This window comes from Lentzea sp. NPDC020367, assembly GCF_044387305.1.
Lineage (GTDB): Bacteria > Actinomycetota > Actinomycetes > Mycobacteriales > Pseudonocardiaceae > Lentzea.
This window is the reverse complement of sequence record NZ_JBIRVV010000033.1, coordinates 1-25,034: the sequence shown is the minus strand read 5'-3', so window position 1 is coordinate 25,034 and position 25,034 is coordinate 1. Positions and strand designations below refer to the sequence as shown.

At 67.5% G+C, this 25,034-nt stretch carries 26 protein-coding genes; 11 read left to right on the top strand and 15 right to left on the bottom strand.

Going from position 1 to position 25,034, the window contains the following annotated elements:
- Positions 1-114: 114 nt before the first annotated feature.
- The 4 genes from ACH413_RS47825 to ACH413_RS47810 form a co-directional block, all read right to left on the bottom strand.
- Positions 115-930, bottom strand: a complete 816-nt coding sequence (locus tag ACH413_RS47825; protein WP_360049113.1) for a metal ABC transporter permease — start codon at positions 928-930, stop codon at positions 115-117.
- The gene (locus ACH413_RS47820) at positions 927-1,718 is read right to left on the bottom strand and encodes a metal ABC transporter ATP-binding protein (protein WP_360049115.1); all 792 of its coding nucleotides are present in this window, start codon (positions 1,716-1,718) and stop codon (positions 927-929) included. The genes ACH413_RS47825 and ACH413_RS47820 overlap by 4 nt, the downstream gene beginning before the upstream one ends.
- Positions 1,715-2,626, bottom strand: coding sequence for a metal ABC transporter solute-binding protein, Zn/Mn family (locus ACH413_RS47815; RefSeq protein WP_360049116.1), 912 nt, complete (start codon positions 2,624-2,626; stop codon positions 1,715-1,717). The genes ACH413_RS47820 and ACH413_RS47815 overlap by 4 nt, the downstream gene beginning before the upstream one ends.
- Positions 2,627-2,726: 100 nt before the next feature.
- Positions 2,727-3,821 carry a sn-glycerol-3-phosphate ABC transporter ATP-binding protein UgpC gene (locus ACH413_RS47810; protein ID WP_360049118.1) on the bottom strand — a complete coding sequence of 365 codons (1,095 nt, stop codon included), beginning with the start codon at positions 3,819-3,821 and terminating at the stop codon, positions 2,727-2,729.
- A 181-nt stretch (positions 3,822-4,002) separates the two neighbouring features.
- On the opposite strand from ACH413_RS47810, the gene ACH413_RS47805 reads away from it, so the two are divergent.
- Entirely contained in the window at positions 4,003-4,533 is a 531-nt protein-coding gene (locus ACH413_RS47805) for a dihydrofolate reductase family protein (RefSeq protein WP_360049119.1), read from the top strand.
- Between the two features lie 4 nt (positions 4,534-4,537).
- Here ACH413_RS47805 and ACH413_RS47800 read toward each other — a convergent pair whose 3' ends face one another.
- From ACH413_RS47800 to ACH413_RS47790, 3 genes are read right to left on the bottom strand one after another with little or no spacing between them, the layout of a single operon-like run.
- The gene (locus ACH413_RS47800) at positions 4,538-5,434 is read right to left on the bottom strand and encodes a carbohydrate ABC transporter permease (protein WP_360049120.1); all 897 of its coding nucleotides are present in this window, start codon (positions 5,432-5,434) and stop codon (positions 4,538-4,540) included.
- Entirely contained in the window at positions 5,434-6,351 is a 918-nt protein-coding gene (locus ACH413_RS47795) for a carbohydrate ABC transporter permease (RefSeq protein ID WP_396426245.1), read from the bottom strand. The genes ACH413_RS47800 and ACH413_RS47795 overlap by 1 nt, the downstream gene beginning before the upstream one ends.
- 55 nt (positions 6,352-6,406) lie before the next feature.
- Positions 6,407-7,666, bottom strand: a complete 1,260-nt coding sequence (locus ACH413_RS47790; RefSeq protein ID WP_360049122.1) for an extracellular solute-binding protein — start codon at positions 7,664-7,666, stop codon at positions 6,407-6,409.
- A 222-nt stretch (positions 7,667-7,888) separates the two neighbouring features.
- On the opposite strand from ACH413_RS47790, the gene ACH413_RS47785 reads away from it, so the two are divergent.
- Together ACH413_RS47785 and ACH413_RS47780 are read left to right on the top strand one after the other, a co-directional pair.
- Entirely contained in the window at positions 7,889-8,926 is a 1,038-nt protein-coding gene (locus ACH413_RS47785; protein ID WP_093594115.1) for a LacI family DNA-binding transcriptional regulator, read from the top strand.
- A gap of 134 nt (positions 8,927-9,060) precedes the next feature.
- Positions 9,061-10,164: a LacI family DNA-binding transcriptional regulator gene (locus ACH413_RS47780; RefSeq protein ID WP_093596028.1), complete on the top strand. Its 1,104-nt coding sequence runs from the start codon at positions 9,061-9,063 to the stop codon at positions 10,162-10,164.
- Positions 10,165-10,167: 3 nt separating this feature from the next.
- Here ACH413_RS47780 and ACH413_RS47775 read toward each other — a convergent pair whose 3' ends face one another.
- On the bottom strand, positions 10,168-10,839 hold the full coding sequence (locus tag ACH413_RS47775) for a hypothetical protein (RefSeq protein ID WP_360049124.1): 672 nt from the start codon (positions 10,837-10,839) through the stop codon (positions 10,168-10,170).
- Between the two features lie 154 nt (positions 10,840-10,993).
- On the opposite strand from ACH413_RS47775, the gene ACH413_RS47770 reads away from it, so the two are divergent.
- Genes ACH413_RS47770 through ACH413_RS47760 form a run of 3 tightly spaced genes read left to right on the top strand, consistent with a single transcriptional unit; the run spans position 10,994 to position 12,997 of the window.
- Positions 10,994-11,506, top strand: coding sequence for a carbonic anhydrase (locus ACH413_RS47770; RefSeq protein ID WP_090069953.1), 513 nt, complete (start codon positions 10,994-10,996; stop codon positions 11,504-11,506).
- 58 nt (positions 11,507-11,564) lie between these two features.
- The gene (locus tag ACH413_RS47765) at positions 11,565-12,488 is read left to right on the top strand and encodes an A/G-specific adenine glycosylase (protein WP_360049125.1); all 924 of its coding nucleotides are present in this window, start codon (positions 11,565-11,567) and stop codon (positions 12,486-12,488) included.
- Positions 12,488-12,997: a 2'-5' RNA ligase family protein gene (locus ACH413_RS47760; RefSeq protein ID WP_360049126.1), complete on the top strand. Its 510-nt coding sequence runs from the start codon at positions 12,488-12,490 to the stop codon at positions 12,995-12,997. Before ACH413_RS47765 ends, ACH413_RS47760 begins: the two co-directional genes overlap by 1 nt.
- Here the strand turns inward: ACH413_RS47760 and ACH413_RS47755 are convergent.
- On the bottom strand, positions 12,946-13,692 hold the full coding sequence (locus tag ACH413_RS47755) for an alpha/beta hydrolase (RefSeq protein ID WP_360049127.1): 747 nt from the start codon (positions 13,690-13,692) through the stop codon (positions 12,946-12,948). The two genes, ACH413_RS47760 and ACH413_RS47755, sit on opposite strands and share 52 nt — an antisense overlap.
- Before the next feature lie 15 nt (positions 13,693-13,707).
- On the opposite strand from ACH413_RS47755, the gene ACH413_RS47750 reads away from it, so the two are divergent.
- Genes ACH413_RS47750 through ACH413_RS47740 form a run of 3 tightly spaced genes read left to right on the top strand, consistent with a single transcriptional unit; the run spans position 13,708 to position 16,272 of the window.
- Positions 13,708-15,156, top strand: a complete 1,449-nt coding sequence (locus ACH413_RS47750; protein ID WP_360049129.1) for a M1 family metallopeptidase — start codon at positions 13,708-13,710, stop codon at positions 15,154-15,156.
- Positions 15,157-15,166: 10 nt separating this feature from the next.
- Positions 15,167-15,478: an antibiotic biosynthesis monooxygenase gene (locus tag ACH413_RS47745; protein ID WP_030480510.1), complete on the top strand. Its 312-nt coding sequence runs from the start codon at positions 15,167-15,169 to the stop codon at positions 15,476-15,478.
- Positions 15,478-16,272: a Sir2 family NAD-dependent protein deacetylase gene (locus ACH413_RS47740; protein ID WP_360049141.1), complete on the top strand. Its 795-nt coding sequence runs from the start codon at positions 15,478-15,480 to the stop codon at positions 16,270-16,272. The genes ACH413_RS47745 and ACH413_RS47740 overlap by 1 nt, the downstream gene beginning before the upstream one ends.
- On the opposite strand, the gene ACH413_RS47735 is transcribed toward ACH413_RS47740, so the two are convergent.
- Positions 16,244-17,266, bottom strand: a complete 1,023-nt coding sequence (locus ACH413_RS47735) for an endonuclease/exonuclease/phosphatase family protein (RefSeq protein ID WP_360049131.1) — start codon at positions 17,264-17,266, stop codon at positions 16,244-16,246. The two genes, ACH413_RS47740 and ACH413_RS47735, sit on opposite strands and share 29 nt — an antisense overlap.
- A 95-nt stretch (positions 17,267-17,361) precedes the next feature.
- On the opposite strand from ACH413_RS47735, the gene ACH413_RS47730 reads away from it, so the two are divergent.
- Positions 17,362-17,994 carry a DUF6928 family protein gene (locus tag ACH413_RS47730; RefSeq protein WP_360049132.1) on the top strand — a complete coding sequence of 211 codons (633 nt, stop codon included), beginning with the start codon at positions 17,362-17,364 and terminating at the stop codon, positions 17,992-17,994.
- An 86-nt stretch (positions 17,995-18,080) separates the two neighbouring features.
- Here the strand turns inward: ACH413_RS47730 and ACH413_RS47725 are convergent, their stop codons facing one another.
- The 5 genes from ACH413_RS47725 to ACH413_RS47705 all read right to left on the bottom strand — a co-directional run bounded on the left by ACH413_RS47725 (position 18,081) and on the right by ACH413_RS47705 (position 23,772).
- Entirely contained in the window at positions 18,081-18,917 is an 837-nt protein-coding gene (locus ACH413_RS47725; RefSeq protein WP_360049133.1) for a hypothetical protein, read from the bottom strand.
- A 2-nt stretch (positions 18,918-18,919) separates the two neighbouring features.
- Positions 18,920-20,047, bottom strand: a complete 1,128-nt coding sequence (locus tag ACH413_RS47720; protein ID WP_360049134.1) for a WXG100 family type VII secretion target — start codon at positions 20,045-20,047, stop codon at positions 18,920-18,922.
- Positions 20,048-20,053: 6 nt separating this feature from the next.
- Positions 20,054-20,368: an ESX-1 secretion-associated protein gene (locus ACH413_RS47715; protein ID WP_360049135.1), complete on the bottom strand. Its 315-nt coding sequence runs from the start codon at positions 20,366-20,368 to the stop codon at positions 20,054-20,056.
- The gene (locus tag ACH413_RS47710) at positions 20,365-20,976 is read right to left on the bottom strand and encodes a YbaB/EbfC family nucleoid-associated protein (protein ID WP_360049142.1); all 612 of its coding nucleotides are present in this window, start codon (positions 20,974-20,976) and stop codon (positions 20,365-20,367) included. Before ACH413_RS47710 ends, ACH413_RS47715 begins: the two co-directional genes overlap by 4 nt.
- A gap of 234 nt (positions 20,977-21,210) precedes the next feature.
- Entirely contained in the window at positions 21,211-23,772 is a 2,562-nt protein-coding gene (locus ACH413_RS47705; RefSeq protein WP_360049136.1) for an ATP-dependent Clp protease ATP-binding subunit, read from the bottom strand.
- A gap of 318 nt (positions 23,773-24,090) precedes the next feature.
- On the opposite strand from ACH413_RS47705, the gene ACH413_RS47700 reads away from it, so the two are divergent.
- On the top strand, positions 24,091-24,888 hold the full coding sequence (locus ACH413_RS47700) for a (2Fe-2S)-binding protein (protein WP_360049138.1): 798 nt from the start codon (positions 24,091-24,093) through the stop codon (positions 24,886-24,888).
- Positions 24,889-25,034: the final 146 nt, after the last annotated feature.

Below are 25,034 nucleotides of genomic sequence, written 5' to 3'. Positions count from 1 at the left end.
CTCCGCCCAAAGCAACAGGCGTGCCATCAACCCGCGCATGGCGTAGACCCCGGCTTTTGATCAGATTGGCGGGGTCTGGGGCGGAGCCCCAGGAAGCAGCCGGCAGATCAGGACTCAAGCCGACCGACGCTGAACAGCCCCAACCCCACGACAAACCAGGTAGATCACAAAGCTAACCGCCGTAACCAGAGCAGAAACCGGCAACCCAGGCTGCAACGACAACAAAATCCCACCAACAGCAGCAACCTCAGCGAACACCACGGACAAAACCGTGGCCCGCAACGGCGAAGCCGTCACCCGCATGGCAGCAGCGGCAGGCGTGATCATCAACGCCAGCACCAGCAACGCCCCGACAACCTGCACCGACAACGCCGTGGCAACACCCACCAGCACAGCGAACACCACAGACAGCGCCCGCACCGGAACCCCGCGCGAGACAGCCACATCCGGGTCCACCGAGGCGAAGAACAACGGCCGATAGATCAAAGCCAACACAGCCAGCACAGCAACAGACGACACCACCAACAGGTTCAGATCAGTGGAGTCCACTCCCACGATCTGCCCGGTCAACAGCCCGAACTTGTTGGACGCACGCCCTTTGTAGAGCGCGAGCATCAAGATCCCCATGCCGAGCCCGAACGCCAGGATCGCCCCGATCACGGAGTCCCGGTCACTCTCCCGCCGCGACAACACCCCCAGCAGCACAGCGGCCAGAATCGACCCGGCCAGCGCGCCGTACCCGACGCTGACACCGAGCAGCAAGGCCGCCGCACCACCGGTAAACGCAAGCTCACTGGTCCCGTGCACCGCAAAGGCCATCTTGCGCGTAACAACAAGCGGCCCAAGAACACCGGCCACAAGCCCCAACACCGCGGCAGCGATCAACGCCGTCTGCACGAAGTCAAGTTCAAGCAGGTCGAAGAACGTCACGAAACGGCCTCCGCCGACAGGTGGTGCGTCTGCTCCTCGCAAGCACCGGCGCCGACCACGAGGATCTGGTCGCGCACCCGCACGACCTCGACGGGCGTGCGGTACAGCTCGGACAGCGTGCGGGAGTTCATGACCTCTTCAGGCGTCCCGACCCGGAAGCGCCCGCCGACCAGGTACAGCACCCGATCCACCAACGGCAGCACAGGATTCAGCTCGTGCGTGACGAACAAAACCGCCGTGTCGGCCTCACGGCGCCGCTTGTCGATCAGCTCGGACACCACCCGCTGGTTCGCGAGGTCCAGCGACAGCAACGGTTCGTCGCAGAGCATCACCGTCGGGTTTCCGACGAGTGCCTGGGCGACGCGCAGCCGTTGCTGCTCCCCACCGGACAACAACCCGACCGGCGAGTCCGCGTACGCCGACCCGCCCACCGACTCGATGGCCGCGTCGACGCGCACACGGCGTTCACGACGGCCCCTCAGCCCAAGACCCCAGCGGTGGCCGTCGAGGCCCAGCGAGACGAGATCGCGGCCCCGCAACGTCATGGACTGGTCGAGCGCTCGCTGCTGCGGGATGTACCCGATGGCGTGGTTGCCGCCGGCGATCGAGACCGTGCCGGAGGACAGCGGCTGCAGTCCGAGCAGCACGCGCATCAGGCTGGTCTTGCCGGAGCCGTTCGGCCCCAGGACCGCGAGGAACTCACCGGGTTCGACGTCGAGGTCGAGCCCGTCCCACAGCACTCTGTCCCCGTAGGACAGCCGCGCCCCGCGCAGCGAGATAGCGGTCATGCCTTGAGCGCCTGCGTGAGCGCGTCAACCTGCTTGCTCATCCAGTCAAGGTAGCCGGTCACGCCCTCGGGCAACGTCTCGGTGACCGCGACGACGGGAACGCTCGCCGCCTTCGCCTTCTCGACGAGGCCCCTGGTGACCTGGTTCTCGGTCTGGGTGTTGTTGATCAGAGCGTTGACCTGCTTGGACTCGACCAGCTGGTTCATCGAAGCGAGGGCGGCGGCCGGCACGTCCGACTCCTCCTCGATCGCCTTGCTGAACGCCTCGGGCGTCACGTCCTCGGCGCCGGTCTCGTCGATCAGGTAGTGCGCGATGGGCTCGGTGGCGACGACCTTGCGGCCCTTGCCGATGCCGGCGACCTTCTTCTCCAGCTCCTCGAGCTTGGCCGTGAAGTCCGCCGTGTTCTTCTCGAACGTCGTCTTCTTCTCCGGCGCGAGGGCACCCAGCTCGTTGGCCGCGGCCTCGGCCACCGCCTGGACGGTGTGCAGGTCGTACCAGACGTGCTCGTTGACGCTGTGGTCGTGACCGTCGGCGTCGGGCGTGCCGGTCTGCGGCTCCGCGTGGTTGTCGCGCAGCGGGAACGCCTCGACCTTCTTGGTGGCGTCGCTGGTGATCAGCTTGGCGAAGAAGTCGTCGTAGCCGCCGCCGTTGAACACGACCAGCTTGGCGTCCTTGACCAGCGCCGCGTCCGCCGGCTTGCTCTCGTACGAGTGCGGGTCGGCGCTCGGGTCGTCCAGCAGGGCCTTGACCTCGACCTCGTCACCGCCGACCGCCTTGATGACGCTGCCCCACACGTTGGTGGAGGCGACGACCTGGATCTTGCCGCTGTCGGAAGACGGCGTGGTCGTGCCGCAGGCGGCCAGGCTCACGACGGCGAGAGCGCCGACCAGAGCGTTGCGGAGAGTCATCACGCCGTCCCTCGATCAGGTAATGGAAACCGTTGTCGAGTTCATCTTACGACACGAAAAAACCCCCGGCGTGACTGCCGGGGGCTTTTCGGAGTGTGACTCACGCCTCCAGGCGCTCGCCCGACTCGGGGTGGAACAGGTGGATCTCGGTGGTGTCGCGGACGGCCACCTTGACGTGCTGGCCCAGGGTCGGCGGCGTGCGGCCGTCGACGCGGACGACGAAGCGCTGCGAGGCCTCACCGATCTTCACCGCACCGTGCACGAGCGCGTCGGCGCCGAGCTCCTCGACCAGCTCGACCGTCATGTCCATGCCCTCTTCGCTCGACGGCACGATGCCGAGCGCCTCGGGCCGGATGCCGAAGGTGACCTCGTCCAGACCACCGGCGGCGTCGAGCGCGGAACGGGTCAGCGGCACGATGATGCCGTCGAGCTTCGCGCCCTCGGCCGAGATCGGCACGGTCTTGAGGTTCATGGCGGGCGAGCCGATGAAGCCCGCGACGAACGCGTTGGCCGGGCGGTCGTACAGCGCGCGAGGCGTGTCGCACTGCTGCAGCAGGCCGTCCTTGAGCACCGCGACGCGGTGACCCATCGTCATGGCCTCGACCTGGTCGTGCGTGACGTAGATCGTGGTGGTGCCGAGACGCTGCTGGAGGGCGGCGATGTTCGCACGCGTCTCGACGCGCAGCTTGGCGTCCAGGTTGGACAGCGGCTCGTCCATGAGGAACACGGAGGGCTCACGCACGATGGCGCGGCCCATGGCGACGCGCTGACGCTGACCACCGGACAGCGCCTTCGGCTTGCGCTCCAGGTACTTCTGGAGGTCGAGCATCTTGGCGGCCTCTTCGACCTTCGCCTTGATCTCGGTCTTCGGCACACCGCGCAGCTTGAGCGCGAAGCCCATGTTCTCCGCGACGGTCATGTGCGGGTACAGCGCGTACGACTGGAACACCATCGCGATGTCCCGGCCCTTCGGCGGCACGTTCGTGACGTCCTTGCCACCGATGTTGATGGCGCCCTCGTCGATGTCCTCCAGGCCGGCGAGCATGCGCAGCGCCGTCGACTTGCCGGAACCGGACGGACCGACCAGCACCAGGAACTCGCCGTCGCTCACCTCGAGGGAGAGCTCGTCGACGGCCCGCACCGGCGGGTTGCCGGAGAAGATCCGCGAAGCCTTGACGTAGGACACCTCTGCCATGTGACGCACCTTTCACCGCTTGTCTGGGCGCGACGTTATGCATTGCAAGCGCTTACGGGAACAGACGTAAGCGCTTACGTTTCGCGGCGGCACAACGTAAGCGCTTCCGTTCCGGAAGGACCGATGAGTTCTCCGCGGTGCCCCGGTCCACCTCTGCACACCCGAACGCTGGAGGGGACCGATGGGCAACGTGCGAGTGCACTTCTCGATGTCACTGGACGGCTTCGTGGCCGATGTGGACAACGGCTTCGGCTGGCTGGCCCACACGACCGACCAGCCTGAGCTCGTCAACAGCTACGCCGAACGCACCGGCGCCATCCTCGGCGGCCGGAAGGGCTGGGACCAGTTCCCCGACCCGAGTACCGCGTACGGCGGCCAGTTCGTGGGGAAGCTCTTCATCCTGACCCACCACCCGGAGGACGCGACGCCCCACGACGGGGTCACGTTCCTGACCTGCGACGTGGCCGAGGCGGTGCAGATCGGGCTGGAGGCCGCGGACGGCAAGGACCTCGAGGTGTTCTCGCCGACCATCGCCCGCCAGCTGATCGAGCGCGGACTGCTCGACGAGATCGCCCTGCACATCGCACCCGTGCTGCTGGGCGACGGCCTCAGGCTCTACGACAACCCCGGCGGAGCGCCGATCCACCTGCACCGGCTCGACACCGCGGACCCCCACTCGGAGGTGGACGTGCGGTATCGGCCGGTGCGGTAGACCGTCAGCCCTTGACGGCGCCGGACGCGAGGCCCTGCACCAGGAACTTCTGCACCAGGTAGAACACGACGATCGCGGGAATCGCCACCAGGATGGACGCGGCGGCGAGGTGCCCCCACTCCGTCCTGTTCTGCTGCACGAACACCTGCAGCCCGACCGCCAGCGTCTTCGACTCGTCCGCGGCGGACAGGAAGGCGGACGCGAACGCCACCTCACCCCAGGCCGTCAGGAACGCGTAGAACGACGTGACGGCGAGGCCCGGCTTGGCCAGCGGCATGATCAGCCGCCAGAACACGCCGAACGGCGACAGCCCGTCCACGCGCCCGGCCTCGTCGATGTCCGCCGGCACCGTGTCGAAGTAGCCCTTCAACATGTAGGTGCAGAACGGGACCGCGGTCGTGCAGTAGACCAGCACGAGGCCGAACGACGTTCCGTTGAGCCCCAACGCGATCAGGATGTTGTACAGCGGCACGATCAGCACCGCGAACGGGAACATCTGCACGAGCAGGAACGACATCATCAGGCCGCGCTTGCCGGGGAACCGGAACCGCGACGCCGCGTACCCGGCGGTGGCCGAGATGAAGACGCCGATCACCGTCGTCATCAGCGCGATCACCACGGAGTTGCCGAACCAGGCGAGGAAGTCGCCCTTCTCCCCCGCCAGCACGCGGGTGTAGTTGTCCAAAGAGGACTCGTTGAACAGCTTCGGGGTCGGCTCGACCGCACGGGCGTCCGGCTTCAGCGAGGTGACGAACACCCAGAAGACCGGGAACACCGCGATGACCGACGCGACGATCAGCGTGGCGTGCAACGCGATCGAGGCACCGCGAGAGCGATCGGAACGACGGCGGACCGGACCGGCGGCCTGCACCATCTTCAAAGACGAAGCATCAAGCGTCATCACCACACCTCGCCCTGCTTGCGCAGTGCACGCCGGTAGATCGTGGCGAACACCAACAGCACCGAAAGGATCAGCACGCCGTAGGTCGACGCGATGGCGTAGTCACGGGACGCGCCGGAGAAGAAGCGCTCGAACGCGTAGGTGACCAGGATCCGGGCGTTCGGGTTCGGACCGGCGATCAGGTAGATCACCGGGAACATGTTGAACGTCCAGATGACGCCCAGCAGAACCACCGTCGACGACACGGAACGCAGACCCGGCAACGTGACGTGCCGGAACCGCTGCCACGACGTGGCGCCGTCGATCTCGGCCGCCTCGTAGAGGTCGCCCGGAATCGACTGCAGGCCACCGAGAAGCGCCACCATCATGAACGGCACGCCGAGCCAGACGTTCACGATGATCACCGACACCAGCGCCCAGTTCGACTGGCCGAGCCACACCGGGTCCGGCAGGCCGACCGAGCGCAGGAGCTGGTTGATGATCCCGTACTGCGCGTTGAACATGTACTTCCACGCGAACGCGCTGATGAATCCGGGCACGGCCCACGGCAGGATCAGCAGCACGCGGTAGAAGGTGCGGCCCTTCACCTGACGGTTCAGCAGCATCGCCAGGCCGAGACCGAGCGTGTAGTGGAAGAACACGCACGAGAACGTCCAGATCAGCGTGCGGACCAGCGTGCCCCAGAACGCGCCGTACGACTCTCCGCCCGACAGGACGTTGAGGTAGTTCTTGAACCCCACCGCGTCGTAGGTCGCGGGCCGATCGAGGATCGGGTTGGCGATGTTGCCTTCGTTGATGTTCGTGAAGGTGAAGAACACGCCCTGGGCGAGCGGGTAGAGCACCAACACCGCGATGACCACCACGACCGGCAGCACCATCGCATACGCGTACCAGTACCTGTCCAGGAACCGACGCACCGAGACTCCCCTTCCGGCGAACGGCCGGGGCGCGAACCCCGGCCGTTCAACACAATCAGCCGATCGAGTACTCGGTGACGACCTTCTCCTTGTACGCCTTCGCGACGTCGTCAAGGGCGGTCTTGGCGTCCTTCTTGCCGGCCAGGAAGTCCGCGTAGCCGACCTTCAGCGGGTCGAACAGCTCGCCGCCCTCGGGGATCCACGGACGCTCGTGCGCGACCTTCGTGACCGGCTCGAACGCGGCGACGACGGCGTTGCTCTTGACGTCGGCGTTCTGGTAGGCCGACTTGCGGGTCGGCAGCAGGCCCAGTTCCTTGGCGATGGTCGCCTGCGACTCGACCGACGCCATGCAGGTGATGAACTTGATCGACGACTGCTTCGCCTTGGTGCCCTGGCGGATCACGTAGTCGTGGCCACCCACCGGAGCGCTGCCCTTGCCCGCGGACGGGCCGGGGACGGCGGCGATGCCGAGGTTCGCCGGGTCGGTGAACGCGGCGCCCTTGAGGTAGTCGGCGACGGCCCACGGACCGTTGATGACCATGGCGGCCTCACCGGACGAGAACGCGGCCTGCATGTTCGAGTAGGAGTTCGTCGCGTCGAGCGCCGTGGTGGCGGCCTTGGCGTCGAGCAGGCCCTTCGCGGTCTCCAGCGCCTTCACGTTCTGCGCGGAGTTCACGACGATCTTCTTGGCGGACGCGTCGACCAGGTCGCCGCCCTCGCCGTAGATGAACGGCAGCGCGTAGTACGCGTCGTTGTTGAGGAAGAACGACTTCTCGCCGCCCAGCTTGGCGGCGGCCGCCTTGAGCTCGTCCCACGTCTTCGGCGCCTCGACACCGGCGTCGGCGAGCTTCTTCTTGTTGTAGAGCAACGCGAGCGAGTCGGTCACCTGCGGCACGGCGTAGGTCTTGCCCTCGTACTTCGTGGAGCCCAGCGGGGCGTCCAGGAAGTCGGAGGTGTCCTTCGCGAGGTCCGTGTCGGACAGATCCGCGACGTAGCTCAGCTTCGCGAGCTGCGGCACCCACGCGACCTCGGAGCGGAAGACGTCGGGGCCCTGACCACCCTGAGCGGCGGTCTTGTAGTTGTTGAGCGCGCCGTCGAACGCCTGCGTCTCAACCTTGACCTTGTAGCCGTCCTTCGTGGCGCAGCCTTCGGCGATCTTCTTGAAGACCGGGCTCTCGTTGGGACCGCTGGTGTCCCAGAAGGTCACTTCGCCCGAGTCGGTTCCGCTGTTGCTGCTCGATCCACCGCTTCCGCAGGCGGTGAGCACGAGGGCGACACCCGTCGCCATGGCGGTCACGAGGGTTGTCCGTCGCATCGTTGCTGCCGTTCCCTCCAGCTGGGGCCTCGTCTCCGAGTGAGACAAGGGTCTTGCAAGGTTTTGCGAGAATGTTGCGGGCGATTTCACTACCAGAACCATGGTCAGGTCAAGACGTCGACCGTAACCAAGCCGTAACGGCCCTGTCTTGCAAACGCTCGTTGCAAATTTTTTCCTAACACGGCAGGCTTGCGTCAAACCTGATCTGAGCTGGGAGGCAACGTGTCCGGACTGTCCGAGATCGCCAGGGCAGCCGGGGTGTCCATCTCCACTGTCAGTCGAGTCCTCAACAGGCGCGCAGGTGTGAACGAGGAGACCCGGCAGCGCGTGCTGTCGGTGCTCGCGGAGATGCCGTACACCCCGCGCGGACTGGGCGCCTTGCAACGCACCGGCGTGATCGGCCTGCTGGTGCCGGAGCTCTCGAACCCGGTCTTCCCGGCGTTCGCCGAGGCCCTGGAGACGCGGGCCGCGCGCCTGGGCTACTCGTCGCTGCTGTGCAACACCCGCAGCGGCGCCCCGATGGGCGAGGAGGAGTACGTCCGGATGCTCCTGGCCCGCGGGGTCGAGGGCATGGTGTTCGTGTCACCGGAGATCACCAACGTCGAGGTGCCGCTCGGTCAGGCGCCCCGCCCGAGCTACTACGCGAAGCTCCTGGCGGACGGCGTCCACATGGTCTTCCTGAACGGTGCCACGCCCGCGCTGGACGTGCCCGACGTGACCGTGGACGAGCAGCTCGCGGGCTACATGGCCACCAAGCACCTGATCGAACTGGGCCACGAACGGATCGGGTTCGTCTCGGGTCCGGCGCGCTCGCTGCCGTCGCGGCTGAAGCGAGCCGGCTGGGCCGCCGCGCTGGAGGAGAACCACCTGCCGGCGGGTTCGGAGTACGTCGCGCACGCGCCGTTCAGCGCGGAGGGCGGCGGTCAGGCCGTGGCGCAGCTGCTGGACACGGTGACGCCCACAGCGGTGATCTGCTCGTCCGACCACATGGCGCTCGGCGTCATGCGCGAGGCGCACCAACGAGGGATCTCGGTACCCGGAGAGCTGTCGGTGGTCGGGTTCGACGACATCCCGTTGGCTGCCTATTCTTCGCCCGCTTTGACCACGCTCGCCCAGCCGATCGAGGAGATGGCGGCGGCCGCGATCGACGAGCTCGTCCTGCGCCTGGATCCGGATCGCCGCAGGCAGGGGACCGACAACTACACCCGCGTGTTCCGGCCGCGGCTCGTCGCGAGGGAATCGTCTGCGCCTCCGAAGTGAGATGACCGATTGACCTAATTGGTCTGGACCAACTTCTGAACAAGGCAGATGGGTCAACCAGCGCGGATGCGTCATTTGAGGGACGCAGGTCACCCTGACTTCACGAATTGGTTCTGAACCGTTACGGTCCTTTCATGGCGCGGTCGATGCATGTGCGACGTCCGGCAACGTTGGCCTCTCTGGCCGCTGAGCTGGGCGTTTCCCGGACAACGGTGTCCAACGCGTACAACCGGCCCGACCAGCTCTCGCCCGAGCTGCGTCGGCGGGTGTTGGACACGGCCCGAAGGCTGGGTTATCCCGGCCCGGATCCTGTGGCGCGCTCGTTGCGCACGCGCAAGGCCGGGGCGGTGGGCCTGTTGCTCACCGAGAACCTCTCCTACGCGTTCCGCGACCCCGCAGCGATCGGGTTCCTGGAGGGCCTCGCGCTCGCGTGCGAGGACGCCGGAACCGGTCTGCTGCTGGTGCCCGCGAACCCCGAACGCGAGGACGTGGCGTCCGTCCACCGAGCCGGTGTCGACGGCTTCGTCGTCTACTCGGTGCCGGACGACGACCCGCACCTCGCCGCCGTGCTGGAACGCCCGGTGCCCACCGTCGTCTGCGACCAGCCGGACCTCGGCACCGTGGACCGCGTCGGTATCGACGACCGCGGCGCGATGTACGAGCTCGCGAAGCACCTGATCGGGCTGGGCCACCGCCGCATCGGCGTCGTGTGCATGCGTCTCGCACGTGACCGCAACGACGGCTTCGTGACACCGGACCGCCAGCACGCCGCGCACTTCCACGTGCAGCGCAACCGCCTGTCGGGCCTGGCCGAGGCGTTCAGCGAGGCCGGCGTCGACTGGTCGCAGGTGCCCGTGGTCGAGCGCTTCGACCACAACATGGCCTCCGGCGCGTCCGGCGCGGCCCAGGTCCTCGACCGCGACCCGCAGATCACCGCCCTGATCTGCACCTCGGACGTGCTGGCGCTGGGCGCGATGACCGAGGCCGCCCGCCGTGGCCTGCGCGTGCCGCACGACATCACGGTGACCGGGTTCGACGGCATCCGCGCCGGCGAGGAGGCCGGGCTCACGACGGTCCGTCAGCCGGTGCTGGAGAAGGGCCGGGCGGCGGGCAAGCTGCTGCTCGACACGAACGAGCGCACGCGGCCGCGGTCGGTGAACCTCGCGACCGAGCTGATCATCGGCAACACGTCGGCGGCGCCGCGCGGTGGTGCCGAGGAGCGTTGGTTCGGGCCGTGAGGCCTAGTGCTCCAGTCTGAAGACGACGGGTGAGCTGGCCTTCCCGGCCAGCTTCGCCACCAGCAGGTAGTCGCCGGGGCCGACCTTCGTGTGCGCGCCGCAGCCCGGCTGCGAAGTAGAGCCCGCCCACTTCGTGCCGTAGTTGAAGGCTTCCTTGGGCTGCATCACGCGCACCTCGTTGCCCACGGCGGACAGGCAGTGGTTGCTCGACCACAGCACGGTCGCGCCGTCCGCGGTCAGCACGTTCAGCTCGCGGTGCTGGCGCCCGATGTCCCTGATGCACGGCACCGGCCCGGTGTTGACGATGTCCATGGACAGTTCCGGCTGGTCACCGATGGTGTAGAAGGGCTTGTTGGCCTTCGCCACGACCCCGATCACGTCGTCGGGGCACGGCTGCGGCGGCCCGGGAGGCGGGGGCGGTGGCGTGGTCTCCGTCGGCGAGGGCGGCGGGGTCGTCGAGGAGGACGACGCGGCCGCCGGGCTCTCGGACATGCTCGGCGGCGGGTTCGAGGACGACGCCGCGGCCGCGTTCGTGGGCTGGGCGGTCTCCGCGTCCGAGCCGAACATCCCGACGATCCAGATGATCAGCAGGAGTGTGACCAGCGCTGCCCCGATCGCGGCGAGGCGGCGGCGCCAGTACACCGTGGGCGGCAGCGGACCTGTGGGCTCGATCACGGCCCGAACGTAGCCCGACCAGGTCTGATCCAGGCGTAGGCGAGCGTCGCTCGATCCGGTGAACGTGATATTGAGCGGAAACCCCTTGTGAACGTGCGCTAACTCCGGTTCCAATCGACGTGGGGTCCGCCGGTAGGCCATGGAGGTGTGTCACATGACCGCGATCGACGAACTGCTCAAGCGGAACTACGAGCTCGGGAACGTGGTTCCAGGAGATCGCTCGTCCGCGAAGCCGTCCCTGCAGGTGGCGATTCTGACCTGCATGGACTCGCGCATCCGGGTGTTCGAGATCTTCGGGTTGAAGCAGGGTGAGGCGCACGTGCTGCGCAACGCCGGAGGGGTCGTCACCGACGACGCCATCCGGTCGCTCGCGCTGAGCCAGCGCAAGCTCGGCACGCGCGAGGTGCTGCTCGTGCACCACACGAACTGCGGCCTCGAGATGGTGACCGAGGACGACTTCAAGGACGAGCTGGAGGCCGACACCGGTCTGCGCCCGACCTGGGCCGTCGAGGCGTTCAAGGTCGTCGAGCAGAGCGTGCGCGGGTCGATGGCCCGGCTGCGTCACAGCGCGTTCATCCCGCACACGGACAAGATCCGCGGGTTCGTCTACGACGTGCACACCGGTGAGCTGCGCGAGGTCGACGCGGCCGAGACCGCCGCCGCCTGACGTTCGTTGGGAAGGGCCCCCTTCGGGGGGCCTTTTCGTTGCGCGACAATGGCAGGCGATGAATCACGAGTTGCTGTTGGGCTGGTGGGACACCACCGCCCGCGACCTGCCGTGGCGCCGTCCGTCGTGCACCGCCTGGGGCGTGCTGGTCAGCGAGATCATGTTGCAGCAGACGCCGGTCTCCCGCGTCGAGCCGATCTGGCACGAGTGGCTGGCGCGCTGGCCCGTGCCGTCCGCGATGGCCGCGTCGTCGCAGGGCGAGGTGCTGCGGATGTGGGGCAAGCTCGGCTACCCCCGTCGTGCCATGCGGCTGCACGAGGCCGCCACCGCCATCGCGCGCGACCACGGTGACGTGGTGCCGTCGGACATCGAGACGCTGGAGTCGTTGCCCGGCATCGGCAGCTACACGGCTCGTGCCGTGGCCACGTTCGCGTACGGGCAGAAGTGCGCTGTCGTCGACACGAACGTCCGGCGCGTGGTCGCCCGGGCCGTGCACGGAGCCGGTGACGCCGGGCCGCCGTCGACCAAGCGCGATCTCCGCGACGTCGAGGCGATCCTGCCCTCGTCGCAGGAGGACGCCGCCGTGTTCTCGGCGGCGTTGATGGAGCTCGGGGCGTTGATCTGCACGGCGAAGAACCAGAAGTGCGCCGACTGCCCGTTGTTCGCCGAGTGCGCGTGGCAGCGGAACGGCCGACCGGCCTACGCGGGGCCGGAGAAGAAGGTGCAGAAGTTCGCCGGCACCGACCGTCAGGTCCGGGGCAAGCTGCTCGACGTGCTGCGGGGCGCGCCCGGACCGGTGCCCAAGATCCAGCTCGACGTCGTCTGGAACGACGTGACGCAACGCGAGAAGTGCCTTGTGTCCTTGTTGAGCGATGGACTTGTTGAACAATCCGACGACGGCCTCTTCCACCTGCCAGGTGAAGGGATTGTTGAACAATCCCACGACAGGATTGTTCAACAATCCAACAAGGGGACGATCTGATGCACGCCCTGGTCGCCTACTTCGACGCCGACGCCGAACGTAGGATCGTCGGATTGTTGAACAATCTGGGTGTTGAACGATCCGGCATTCCCCACCTGACCTACGCCGCCGCGACCACCATCGGCCCCAAGGTCCGCAAGGAGCTGCGCGAGGACCTCGAACGGCTGTGGATGCCGGACCTGTGGCTGCACACCCTCGGCACGTTCTCCACCACCGAGAACGTGCTGATGCTCGGCGCGGTGGTCGACAGCGAGCTGCTCGCGGTCCACTCGGCCATTCACGACGTGCTCGCCGGCAAGGTCAAGAACCCCAGCGCCTACTACCTCCCCGGCAACTGGATTCCCCACTGCACCCTCGTCCAGGGCCTCGACGACGACCAGACGAAGGCCGCGTTCGCCAAGGTGTTCCCGGTCGAGCCGATCCGCGCGAAGGTCCGCGAGGTGTCGGTCGTCGACACTCAGACCGGCGAGATCGACGTGCTCAAGAAGGCCTCCACAGCACCTCGGTAGACCCACGGCGCCGTGGCGTGCACGACGTGGCCGGCCTCTTCGACGTAGAGGTACCGGCCTCCTGAACGCCGTGCCGCGTCTTCCATCTGGTTCGGCAGTTGACCGCCCTTGCCCGCCTCGATGACGAGCGACGGGCACCGCACGGCGTCGATGAAGTCCCAGTACGCGCGCGTGCCCCAGTGGCCCGCGATCTCGTAGAGGTCGTCCATCTCGGCGATCAGGTGCCAGCCGTCGTCGCGTTCCTCGAAGTACTCGGCGAACACTGGCGAGCCGAAGTACGACGTCACGTGCCCGAGCGACTGGAAGGGCACCGGCCAGGCGTCGAAGAGCCACTTCCACTCGTCGATCGTCCTGCCCCTGTTGTCCGGGGCGAAGTCCTCGACCACAATCGCGCGCACCAGGTCCGGTCGGGCCGCCGCGAGACACCACGCGTGCAGCCCGCCCATGGAGTGCCCGATCACCACGGCGGGCCCGAGGTCCAGGTCCTCGATGGCGGCAGCGGCGTCGGCGACGAAGTCCTCGGTGCGAAACGGTCCCCGCCGCGGGTTCCGGCCGTGCCCGCGCTGGTCGATCCCGACCACGCGGCCGAACGGCTTGAGCCACTGCGCGACCGGCCACCAGGCGGTGGCCCTGCTCATCAGACCGTGCAGGAGCAGTACGCCTTGACCCGTTCCGCCGAACTCCACCACCGACACAGGGATGATTAACGCATGAAGGCCCGCCCGTACCTGATCGCCCTGGTGTTGATCGTGCTCGTCGCAGGTCTGCTCGTCGTGTTCAGAACGCCGAGCAACGACCCGGCGAAGCAACAGGAGACGTCACCGGAGGCGGCGGTGGAGGCCGGTGCGGGCGCCGGCGACCCGTACTACCCGACGGACGGCAACAGCGGTTACGACGTCACGCTCTACGACCTCGCGATCACCTACGACCCGGGGTCCAAGCAGCTCGACGGCGTCGCGTCCGTGACCGCGACCGCCACGTCCGACCTGTCCCGCTTCAACCTCGACCTCGAAGGCCTGAAGGTCAGCGAGGTGAAGGTCGGCGGCCAGCCGGCGAAGTTCGCGCAGGAGGGCGACCACGAACTCGTGATCACGCCCTCCTCCCCGCTCGCGAAGGGCAAGCCGTTCACCGCCGTCGTCACCTACGGCGGCAAGCCCACGACGATCGACGACGCCTCGCTGGGCCGCAGCGGCTGGCAGGTCTCGTCCACCGGCGGTGCGTTCGCCGCAGGTCAGCCGCGCTCGGCCACGACGTGGTTCCCGGCCAACGACACCCCGCGCGACAAGGCGGCGCTGAAGATCGCGGCCCGCGTCCCCGACGGCTGGACGGCGATCTCGAACGGCCTCGAGGGCCCGGTGACGCGCGACGGCGGCTGGACGACGTTCAACTGGACGGAGGAGACGCCGCTCGCGACCTACCTGGCCACGGTGGCGATCGACAAGTTCGAGGTGGTCCGCTCCCAGCTGCCGAACGGCACGCCGGTGGTCGACGCCTACGCCCCCGGCACGTCCGCCGCCAAGAAGCCGATCCAGGCCCAGGGCCCGGAGATCCTCGCGTACCTGGAGACGAAGTTCGGCCCGTACCCGCAGCGCGCGGCGGGCAGCATCTGGGTGGCCGACCAGATCGGGTTCTCGCTGGAGACCCAGACCCGGCCGATCTACGCGGCGTGGGCGGACCTGGAGACGGTCGTGCACGAGAACGCCCACCAGTGGTTCGGCGACTCGGTGTCGATCAGGAGCTGGGCGGACATCTGCCTGAACGAGTGCCTGGCGTCGTACGCGCAGTGGCTGTGGCTGGAGAAGGAGGGCACGGACCTCGACCAGCGCTACCGCGACAACGTCGAGCAGCGGCGCGAGCGGTCGTCGTTCTGGGCGCCGAAGCTCTACGACATGGGCAAGGGCAACGAGTTCCGCGGTGTCTACGACAAGGGCCTCATGGGCATGCACGCGCTGCGCAAGACGGTCGGCGACGACGTGTTCTTCAAGGCCCTGCAGTCGTGGACGGCCCAGCACCGCGACGGCAACGCCACCTGGCCGGAGTTCGAGGACCACTTCAAGCAGGCCTCCGGGAAGCCGCTGGACGGGTTCTTCAAGGCCTGGTTCCGCGACTCGGGCATTCCCGACGATCAGTACCTGCTGCCTGCCGGTGTTCGTCGCTAGGCTGGTTGACATGGCAGTCGTGAAGATCAACGCGATCAAGGTCCCCGAGGGCAACGGCCCCGAGCTGGAGAAGCGGTTCGCCGCCCGGCTGGGCGCGGTCGACAACCAGCCCGGCTTCCTCGGCTTCGAGCTCCTGCGCCCGGTCGCGGGCGAGGACCGCTACTTCGTCGTCACGCACTGGGAGACCGATGAGGCCTTCACCGCGTGGCGCGATGGCGAGGCCGGTGCGGCCGCACACTCCGGTGAGCGCGCACGGCCCGTGTCCAGTGGCGCCGACCTTCTGGAGTTCGAGGTCGTGCTGGGGAGCAAGCCCAAGCAGTGATCGAAGAGGCTCTTGACCAAGCCGCCGAGCTGATCACCGGTGCGGACGCCGTTCTCGTCTGCGCCGGTGCCGGCATGGGGGTCGACTCCGGACTCCCGGACTTCCGCGGTACCGAGGGCTTCTGGCGGGCGTATCCGCCCTACGAGCGCCTCGGGCTGAAGTTCGAGGAGATCGCCGATCCCGTGCACTTCGCCGACGATCCCGCGCTGGCGTGGGGTTTCTACGGCCACCGGCTCGGCCTGTACCGCGAAACGGTGCCGCACGAGGGTTTCGCCGTTCTGCGGTCGTGGGGTGCACGCGTCTTCACGTCCAATGTGGACGGTCAGTTCCAGAAGGCGGGCTTCACCGACGTCGCCGAGGTCCACGGTTCGATCCACCACGTCCAGTGCGTGGAACCGTGCACCGACGAGATCTGGGAGTGCGACTTCGACGTCACCGTCGATCCGTCGACGATGCGCGCGGTGGGCGAGTTGCCGTCGTGCCCGTCGTGCGGAGGGTTGGCGCGGCCCAACATCCTGATGTTCGGCGACTGGGGCTGGGTGCCGCATCGCAGCCAGCAGCAGCTGGACGCGCTGACGGAGTGGCGTCGTTCGCACCGGAAACCGGCCGTGATCGAGATCGGTGCCGGTACCGCCGTGCCGACCGTGCGGCGTCAGGCCGAACTGGCGAGCGCGGCTTCCGGTTCACTGATCCGGATCAACGTCCGCGAGCCCGCGGTGCGGCACGGCCGAGGTGTGTCGCTGCCGATCGGCGCCTTGGAAGCCCTCACAGCCTTGGCACGACGAACTGCGTGACGACGGCCCGGTGATCGCTGCCGGGCAGGTCGAACACGTCCACCGTGTCCACCAGGACCTTCGAGTCGACCAGCACGTGGTCGATGGTGACCGGCGGCGGCCAGAACCCGCTGTCGGAGGGCCAGGTGTGGATCAGACCCTTGCCGACCTGGTCGGCGGCGTCGACGTAGCCCTTGTTCAGCAGCCGCGTGAGGCCGACGTGGTCGAGCGTGGCGTTGAAGTCGCCCGCGAGCACCCGGATCGCACCGGTCGAGTCGGGCGACGGCAGCCCGGCGAGCTCACGCTGCCACGCCTCCGGTCCCTCGGTGACCACCGGCGGCAACGGGTGCACGGAGACGACCTCGATGTCCTTGCCCGGCAGGTCCACCAGCGCCCCTGCTTGCTGCAAGGTGCCCGGCGGCGTCAGGTTCCGCCGCGTGAGCGGGTACTTCGAGGCGAGCCCGCTGCCGGAACCGCCCGGCTCGTCCAGCAGGACCCGGTTGGGCAGCAGCTGGTTCAGCCCGGCCCGTTCGAGGTCGCGGACCATGTCGGGCGTCAGTTCCTGCATCGCGAGGATGTCGATGCCGCGCCTGCGGACCTCCTGGACGATGAACTGCGCGTCCGCGATGCCGGTGAGCAGGTTCGCGGTCATCAGCCTGACCTGCTGGCCGACCCCGTTGGGCCGCGCGTCGGGAAACGCCCGCGGCGCCACGTTCGCGACCAGCACGATTCCCACGATGGTCATCGTCAGCCCGACGACCCACCGCTTGCGGAACAACGCCAGCAACCCGATGAGCAGGCCGAGCACGGTGATGTAGGGGGTCAGCGACGTCGCGGCGATCATGTACCGCGACCCGTCGATGCCGAGCAGCCTGACCAGCGCCGCCGCGACGAACGCGATCGCGCTCAGGACCAGCAAGAACGTGGCGATCCCGCTCCTGGCCGGTTTCACCTCGGTGGTGGCCACGCCGTGCAGTGTGCCCGAACGCGCGTCGGTCTCCGGTGTGGTGCTCACACCCGAATGGACGGCCGGCACCCCGCTCCCGTTGCCCGCCGAAAATTGTCAGACCCCTCCGCCATGCTGATTCCAACCGACTCAGAGGGGGCCCGATGGGAGCCAAGGACTGGATGCTCTTCTACGCATCCGACGACGTCAGCAAGGTGCTGCGGGCAGCGCCGAAGATCGACCGCGAGGCCACGGCGGCCTTCGTCGAGCGCCTCTACCCGTCCCACGACATTCGCCCGATCGAGGACGGCACCCTCGACTACGCGAAACCGCCGGAGGGCAAGGTCTACGCCGGCGTGTTCGAGGGCCTGTCGATCATCTGCACCTGGGACGCGGCCAACGACTCCTACGCGGACCTGCCGGACCGGTTCGTCCGCGAGGCCGCCGGCCGCACCCTGTACCTGCACGCGATGCACAGCGTCGTGGACTTCTTCTCCTACGCCATCTGGGAGCCGGACGGCACGGTGCGCCGCGCGTACAGCCTCTCCCCCGACAGCGGCGTGATCGCCGACGTGGGCACGCCCCTCCCGTTCGAGGAGAAGTACCTGGCTGGCGACCCGGAGTTCCTCGAATCCTTGGACGAGGACGACGAGTACCCGTTCCGCTTCCACCCGCTCGACCTGGCCGAGGCGGCCCTGCGCGCGCTGTTCGGCTTCAACTACGAGGGCGCGTACGAGGACGACGACCCGGAACTGGAGGACGTCGTGCTGGCGGGCTACGCCGTGACGCCCCGCTGACCGCCGGGCACGAGGCTGAGGAGGTCGATGATCGCGTCCGCGGAGAACGAACCTGCCAGATCCCCAGGACGGGAAGGAGCCCGCCGTCAGAGCGTCGCAGCCGGATGCCGGGGCCGCGCGCCGGGCATGCGGTCGAGCAGGCCGCAGATCGTGTCGACCACGACCATCAGGTCGTCCGGGCGGACGTGGTCGGGCGCGACCAGGTAGACGAAGCCCGACTCGAAGGTCAGCGACATCCTCCTGGCCCAGTTGGGCAGGTTCTCCGCCTGGTCGATGAGCCAGTGCAGCGCGTCGAAGTTGAGCTCCCTCGCCGCAGCCGCGGGATCACTGCCGTACGCCGAGAACTCCTGGTCCATGGGCGGCAGCAACGGCACCGGTAGCCACTCGGCATCGGCCTGCTTCGCGGTTTCCGGTTCGTTGCCGACGATCTGCTTCCACTCGGACTCGATCCGGCCGGGCGACAACGGCTGGCCGTTGAGTCCGTACTTGTTCGGCCGTGTGAGCTTCAGCGGTGCCAGGCGGGCGGTGGCGATCTCGATGCGGTGCTCCTGCAGCCAGCGCACTCCAAAACCGCGGCTGTCGTACCGGATCGACGCCTCGGTCACCCTGACGTGCCACTGGCCGCGCTGGAAGTCCAGCGACAGGTCGAACTGCCGCTTCGACCGGAACGCGATCGAGAACTCGTTCCAGAACGGCTTGCACAGCTCGGCCGTCCACATGGTCGCCTCGTCAGGGCCGAGCACCTTGCCGCCGAGACGCTGTGCCAACGGGGTCAGCGCGGCGATCTGCTCGTCCCGCGCCTTTCCGTGGCTGCGGAACTGGAGCCGGCGCCGCCCGACCATGAACACGATCATGACGGCAAGGGCGGTCAGAACGAGAGGGTTGAGCAGGTAGTCCGTCACCCACAGCTTCAGAAGATCCATGATCAGAGGTCCAGATACCCTTCGATGCGCTGTTTCGAGTGATCGGTTCCGGTCTCGCGAGACTCGGCGGCCTGCTGTCGCAGGGACTCGTTTCGCGCGCCCTTCTCGTGGGCGGGGTTCACCTGAGCGAGTGCTTCGTTGCCGACCGCGTCGCCCATCGACTTCCAGAATCCTTGCTTCATTCGCTCGCCGACGATGCCCTCGTGGCTGTTCATCCGGGTGAGCGGGTTGCTCCTGAACGTCTCCCACTTCGTCTTGCCGTGCAGCGCGTCGGTCGCTTCCTGGCTCCGGACCTTCTTGTCCGCCATGGCCTTCTTGAAGCCGGTGCCGAGGTTCTTCGCCTTGGTCGCCAGATTGCGCAGGAAGTCCATGATCTTGGTCAGCAGCTGACGCAGCTTCGCGACGATGCGCGACACCCTGCTCGCGGTGGAGGCCACGCGAACGCCGGTCGCGGCACCCGCGGCGGCCGTGGAAGCACCGCAACTCGGCACGGCGGCGGCCAGCGCCGGAATCCAGATCATGATCAGCCACGTGATCAGCTCGGAGAGGATCGCCTTGATGACGTCCTCGATGATCTGCATGACCATGGACGACATCATCAGCAGTTCGGCGAGTTCCCCCGCCTGGCCCGCGACCCCGTCGATGCCCTGCGCGAACTCGCCCAGCTTCGTCGCGGCGGCCTCCGAGGCGCTGCCGCCCCAGGTCGTCACCGTGCTCTGCAGGTCCTCCGTGAACCTCGTGCTGAGGTCGGAGATGCCCTGGGCGATCGCCCCGAAGTTCTCGCCGGCCTGCTGCAACGCCGGACCGTCACCGCTGACGAAGTGGATCGCGTCCTCCAGCGGCTGCACCACGCTGATCAGGAAGTTGAGACCCTGCCCCACGAGCCAGCCGATCGGGTCCGTCACCATGCCCTGGCCGAACTCGACGACCGACGTGACCAGCGCGCTGCCTTCGGAGGTCAGTCCGGCCACGCCTCCGGTGTCGCCCGTCTTTCCCGCGGCCTCCTTGGCCTTGACGAAGTTGCCCCAGATCGGGGCGTTCTCCTCGGCCTTCTGCCCGAGGGTCTTCTCCCCGACGGTGACCTTGACCTGGGTGTCGCCGCTGCCGGCCGTGTAGTCCTGTTCCGCCATGCCGGCCTAGCCCCTCTCGACCTGGATGCCGTCGAGCAGCTTCTGCAGCGCCGCTTCCTGGTCCGCATAGCCCTGGGCGGTGCCGCGGAACTTCTCCGCGCCGGAGTCCAGCCCTTCGGTCATCGCGGTGAGCGTGTCCTTGAGATCACCGAGCATCTCCGCATACTGCTGCTTCACGAAGATTCCGACCACGCCCCACGACTTGTCACCGACGTCGGACTTGTCGACCAGGCCGGTGACCTCACCCGCGAAACCGCGATGATCCTGGAGCTTGTCGGCGTACTGCCGCAGCTCCTCGGGGTTGACGCTGAACCCGCTCACCGGCCGTCCTCGTCGTCGTAGAGGTTCAGGAACTTGCCATCCTTTGTGGACGGAGCGGCGGGCGGCGGCTGCGACCTGTCGTCCCAAGCGTTGCCGCGCATGATGTTCTGGTCGGAGAAGTCGTCGTGCGGCTCTGGCGCGGGCCTGCGCGGCGGGACCGGCGGACGGACCGGAGCGGCGCTCGGAGGCTGAGGCGCCGGTGGCGCGAACGGCATCGGCGGGCGTGCTGGTGGAGCCGGAGCGACAGGGCGGGCTTCTTCGGAGGTGACGGCCCGAAGTTCCTCTTTGGACATTCCGAAGAGCTGCGCCTGGGTTTCGAGAACCTGGTCGGACAGCTTCATGTCGTCGCCGATCGCGCCCTCGACGATGCCCGCCTGGCGACGGGCGGCCTCGGCGACGGCCTTCTGCAGCGTCGACATCAGTTCGGCGGCGAGCGCGTGCGGTGGGCGGCGCATCGCCTGATCGGTGAGCCGGATGTCCTTGATGCTGCCGGACGGACCGGCCACCACCGTCACGGCGCGGTCGGCCGAGGTGGCGACCGCTTCCAGTTCGGTGAGTTGCTGCTGCATCTCGCCGACCTTCGCGAACTGCTGGTCAACGCGCTGCATCTGGGACTGGAACCGCTCGAACTGAGCAACCAACTGCTCGAACGCCGCCGACGGCACAGGGACCTCCTCCTGGACACTCGCCGCGCAAGATCACGCGAGCGGAGGACATGGTGGCAGGAGGAGTTTCCGGTTCGCGGCGAAACGGGCGAATCGAGGTATTCGGGTGACTCAGGCGACAGACGAGAACGGCCCCCAGGCCGGAAGCCTGGGGGCCGTTCTCACGTGCTGCCTAGATCACTCGGACTCGGTCGCCGGAGCGTCCTGCGGCTCGATGGCCGCGGGCGCCGCGAGCTCGACGGGCGGGGCGTCCGGCACGCGGTTCGGCTTGGCCTCTCCGCGGAACACGAACTTCGCCTTGTCGTGCTGGTCCGACTCGCCGTCCCAGCCCTCGACGTCGGTGATGATGATCTGGCCCGGCTGAAGCTCGCCGAACAGGATCTTCTCCGACAGGGTGTCCTCGATCTCGCGCTGGATCGTCCTGCGCAGCGGGCGGGCACCCAGGACCGGGTCGAAACCGCGCTTCGCGAGCAGGGACTTGGCCCTGTCGGTCAGCTCGATCGCCATGTCCTTGTTCTTCAACTGCTGCTCGACGCGGGCGATCATCAGGTCCACCATCCTGATGATCTCGTCCTGGGTCAGCTGGTGGAAGACGATGATGTCGTCGATGCGGTTGAGGAACTCGGGCCGGAAGTGCTTCTTCAGCTCGTCGTTGACCTTGTTCTTCATGCGCTCGTAGTTGGACGCACCGTCCTGACCCGAGGTGAAGCCGAGGCCGACGGCCTTGCTGATGTCCGACGTGCCCAGGTTCGACGTGAAGATGATGACGGTGTTCTTGAAGTCCACCGTCCGGCCCTGACCATCGGTCAGGCGGCCGTCTTCCAGCACCTGGAGCAGCGTGTTGTAGACCTCCTGGTGGGCCTTCTCGATCTCGTCGAAGAGCACGACGGAGAACGGCTTGCGGCGCACCTTCTCGGTGAGCTGGCCGCCCTCTTCGTAGCCGACGTAGCCGGGAGGGGCACCGAAGAGCCGCGACGCGGTGTACCGGTCGTGGAACTCGCCCATGTCGATCTGGATGAGCGCGTCGTCCTCGCCGAAGAGGAAGTTCGCCAGCGCCTTCGAGAGCTCGGTCTTACCGACACCGGACGGGCCGGCGAAGATGAACGAGCCGGAGGGGCGCTTCGGGTCCTTCAGACCGGCGCGGGTGCGGCGGATCGCCTTCGACACGGCCTTGACCGCGTCGACCTGGCCGATGATCCGCTTGTGCAGCTCGTCCTCCATGCGGAGCAGACGCGTGGTCTCCTCCTCGGTGAGCTTGAACACCGGGATGCCGGTCCAGTTGGCGAGGACCTCGGCGATCTGCTCGTCGTCGACTTCGGCGACGACGTCCAGGTCACCGTCCTTCCACTGCTTCTCCCGCTCGGCCTTCTGGCCCAGCAGCGTCTTCTCCGCGTCACGCAGCTTCGCCGCGCGCTCGAAGTCCTGCGCGTCGATCGCGGACTCCTTGTCGCGACGGACGTCCGCGATCTTCTCGTCGAACTCGCGCAGGTCTGGCGGCGCGGTCATCCGGCGGATGCGCATGCGCGCACCGGCCTCGTCGATGAGGTCGATCGCCTTGTCCGGCAGGAACCGGTCGTTGATGTACCGGTCCGCCAGCGTGGCGGCCGCGACCAGCGCCGAGTCGGTGATCGAGACGCGGTGGTGCGCCTCGTACCGGTCGCGCAGGCCCTTGAGGATCTCGATGGTGTGCTCGAGCGACGGCTCGCCGACCTGGATCGGCTGGAAGCGACGCTCCAGCGCGGGGTCCTTCTCGACGTGCTTGCGGTACTCGTCGAGGGTGGTGGCACCGATCGTCTGCAGCTCGCCACGAGCCAGCATCGGCTTGAGGATCGAGGCCGCGTCGATCGCGCCTTCGGCGGCACCCGCGCCGACGAGGGTGTGGATCTCGTCGATGAACAGGATGATGTCGCCGCGCGTGCGGATCTCCTTGAGAACCTTCTTCAGGCGCTCTTCGAAGTCACCGCGGTAGCGCGAGCCCGCGACCAGCGAGCCGAGGTCGAGCGTGTAGAGCTGCTTGTCCTTGAGCGTCTCGGGCACCTCGCCCTTGACGACCATCTGCGCCAGCCCCTCGACGACGGCGGTCTTGCCGACGCCGGGCTCGCCGATGAGGACGGGGTTGTTCTTGGTGCGGCGGGACAGCACCTGCATGACCCGCTCGATCTCCTTGGCACGCCCGATGACCGGGTCGAGCTTGCCTTCACGGGCCGAGGCCGTGAGGTTGCGCCCGAACTGGTCGAGGACCAAGGAGGAAGACGGCGTGCCCTCGCCACGACCGGTCGACTCCGCCGCACCCTTCTCGGTGGAGTAACCGGACAGCAGCTGGAGCACCTGCTGACGCACCCGGTTGAGGTCGGCCCCGAGCTTCACGAGGACCTGGGCTGCGACGCCCTCGCCCTCGCGGATCAGGCCGAGCAGGATGTGCTCGGTGCCGATGTAGTTGTGGCCGAGCTGAAGCGCCTCGCGCAGCGAGAGCTCCAGGACCTTCTTCGCACGGGGGGTGAAGGGGATGTGTCCACTCGGAGCCTGTTGGCCCTGGCCGATGATCTCTTCGACCTGCTGGCGGACGCCCTCCAGCGCAATCCCCAACGACTCGAGCGCCTTGGCGGCGACACCTTCACCCTCGTGGATCAGACCCAGGAGGATGTGCTCGGTGCCGATGTAGTTGTGGTTGAGCATCCTTGCCTCTTCTTGGGCAAGAACAACCACCCGCCTCGCGCGGTCGGTGAACCTTTCGAACATTCGCACTCCCTGACTGCTGCGTCGGCGGTCCTCGGCTCCACCGATCTACCCTGGTGAGCGCGGCACCGTGGCTCCACTGTAGTGGGCGGTTCCGAGGCCTGTGGCTCCCATCAGCGGCAAGCCGCGTCCGGAGAACATTGACATCAGCATCAACGCAGGTCGGGAGCAACGGATTCCACAGATCGGGCGATGTCCGCTGAACGCGAACAACCGACCGTTGAGCGATACTCCTGTGACCGGGCCCACGTGCGGAGGCGACTGAGAGAGATCTTGGGTAAGGTTAGGCAAGCCTCATACGCATGAGATTGGACTTGCGCGTTGACCGTACCTGCGAGGGTCTCACAGCAGAACCCGCGTGCGCTCACGCCACTGGCCGAATCCATCGCCCGCCTGCAGACCGGTACCGAGATCGTGTTCGGCACGCCTGCAGGGGACTGGACGATCTGTTCGGACCTGCTGGCCGAGCCCACGCGCTTCGACCTGTGGCGCAAAGACCTCGCGGAGTGGATGGTCGAGCAGTACGGCGAGTCCGACGACCGCGCAACGGCCGGCTACGTAATGGGTTGGTACCTGCACCTCCCCGGCTACCTCGCGGGCCTCCTCTTCCACACGGCCCGCCGAGTCCCCACCCTCAAGCCTTCGGACATGGCGTTCCGCCTGAACACAGCAGGCCGCCCACACCCGAACGGCACAGCACTCCTGTGCGACGAGTTCGCCTGCCTCCCAGACGACCCGGCCTCAAACCACCCGGCAGCCACCGTAGTAGCAGACGAAGCGGCCCTGGCCGCTCTCCTACGGGCCCGCTACGCCGCACACGCAGCCCAGTTCGTAGCTTCGTTCGGCCAGGTGGTCCGCTTCGGCCGCCGCCAACTCTGGGCAGCGGCAACGGACATGCTGGAGTACGGCCCGTGGGCAGCAGGCCGCCAGTTCGGCGACGAGAACGCAGGCGTAACCGACGCCGCGATGATCCTCCCGGAGAAGCTGGAGCCGTTCGTCTCCGCCTCAACCCTGCACTTCACCAACGAGGGCTGGAAGCGCAAGCGAAACAGCTGCTGCTTCCACTACGTCCTGCCAAACGCAGAACCGTGCACAGCCTGCCCACGAACCTGCTCATAGGCGCCCAATCCCCCGCGAAGCCGAAGGCGAGCCGTCCTTAGCGCGCGGTCAGGGCGGTGGGGTCCCGTCACGAGTCGCGCCATAGCTCTTGCTGCATGCAGGTAGGGGTGTCAACTCGACACGCTTTTCGTCGAGTTGACACCCCT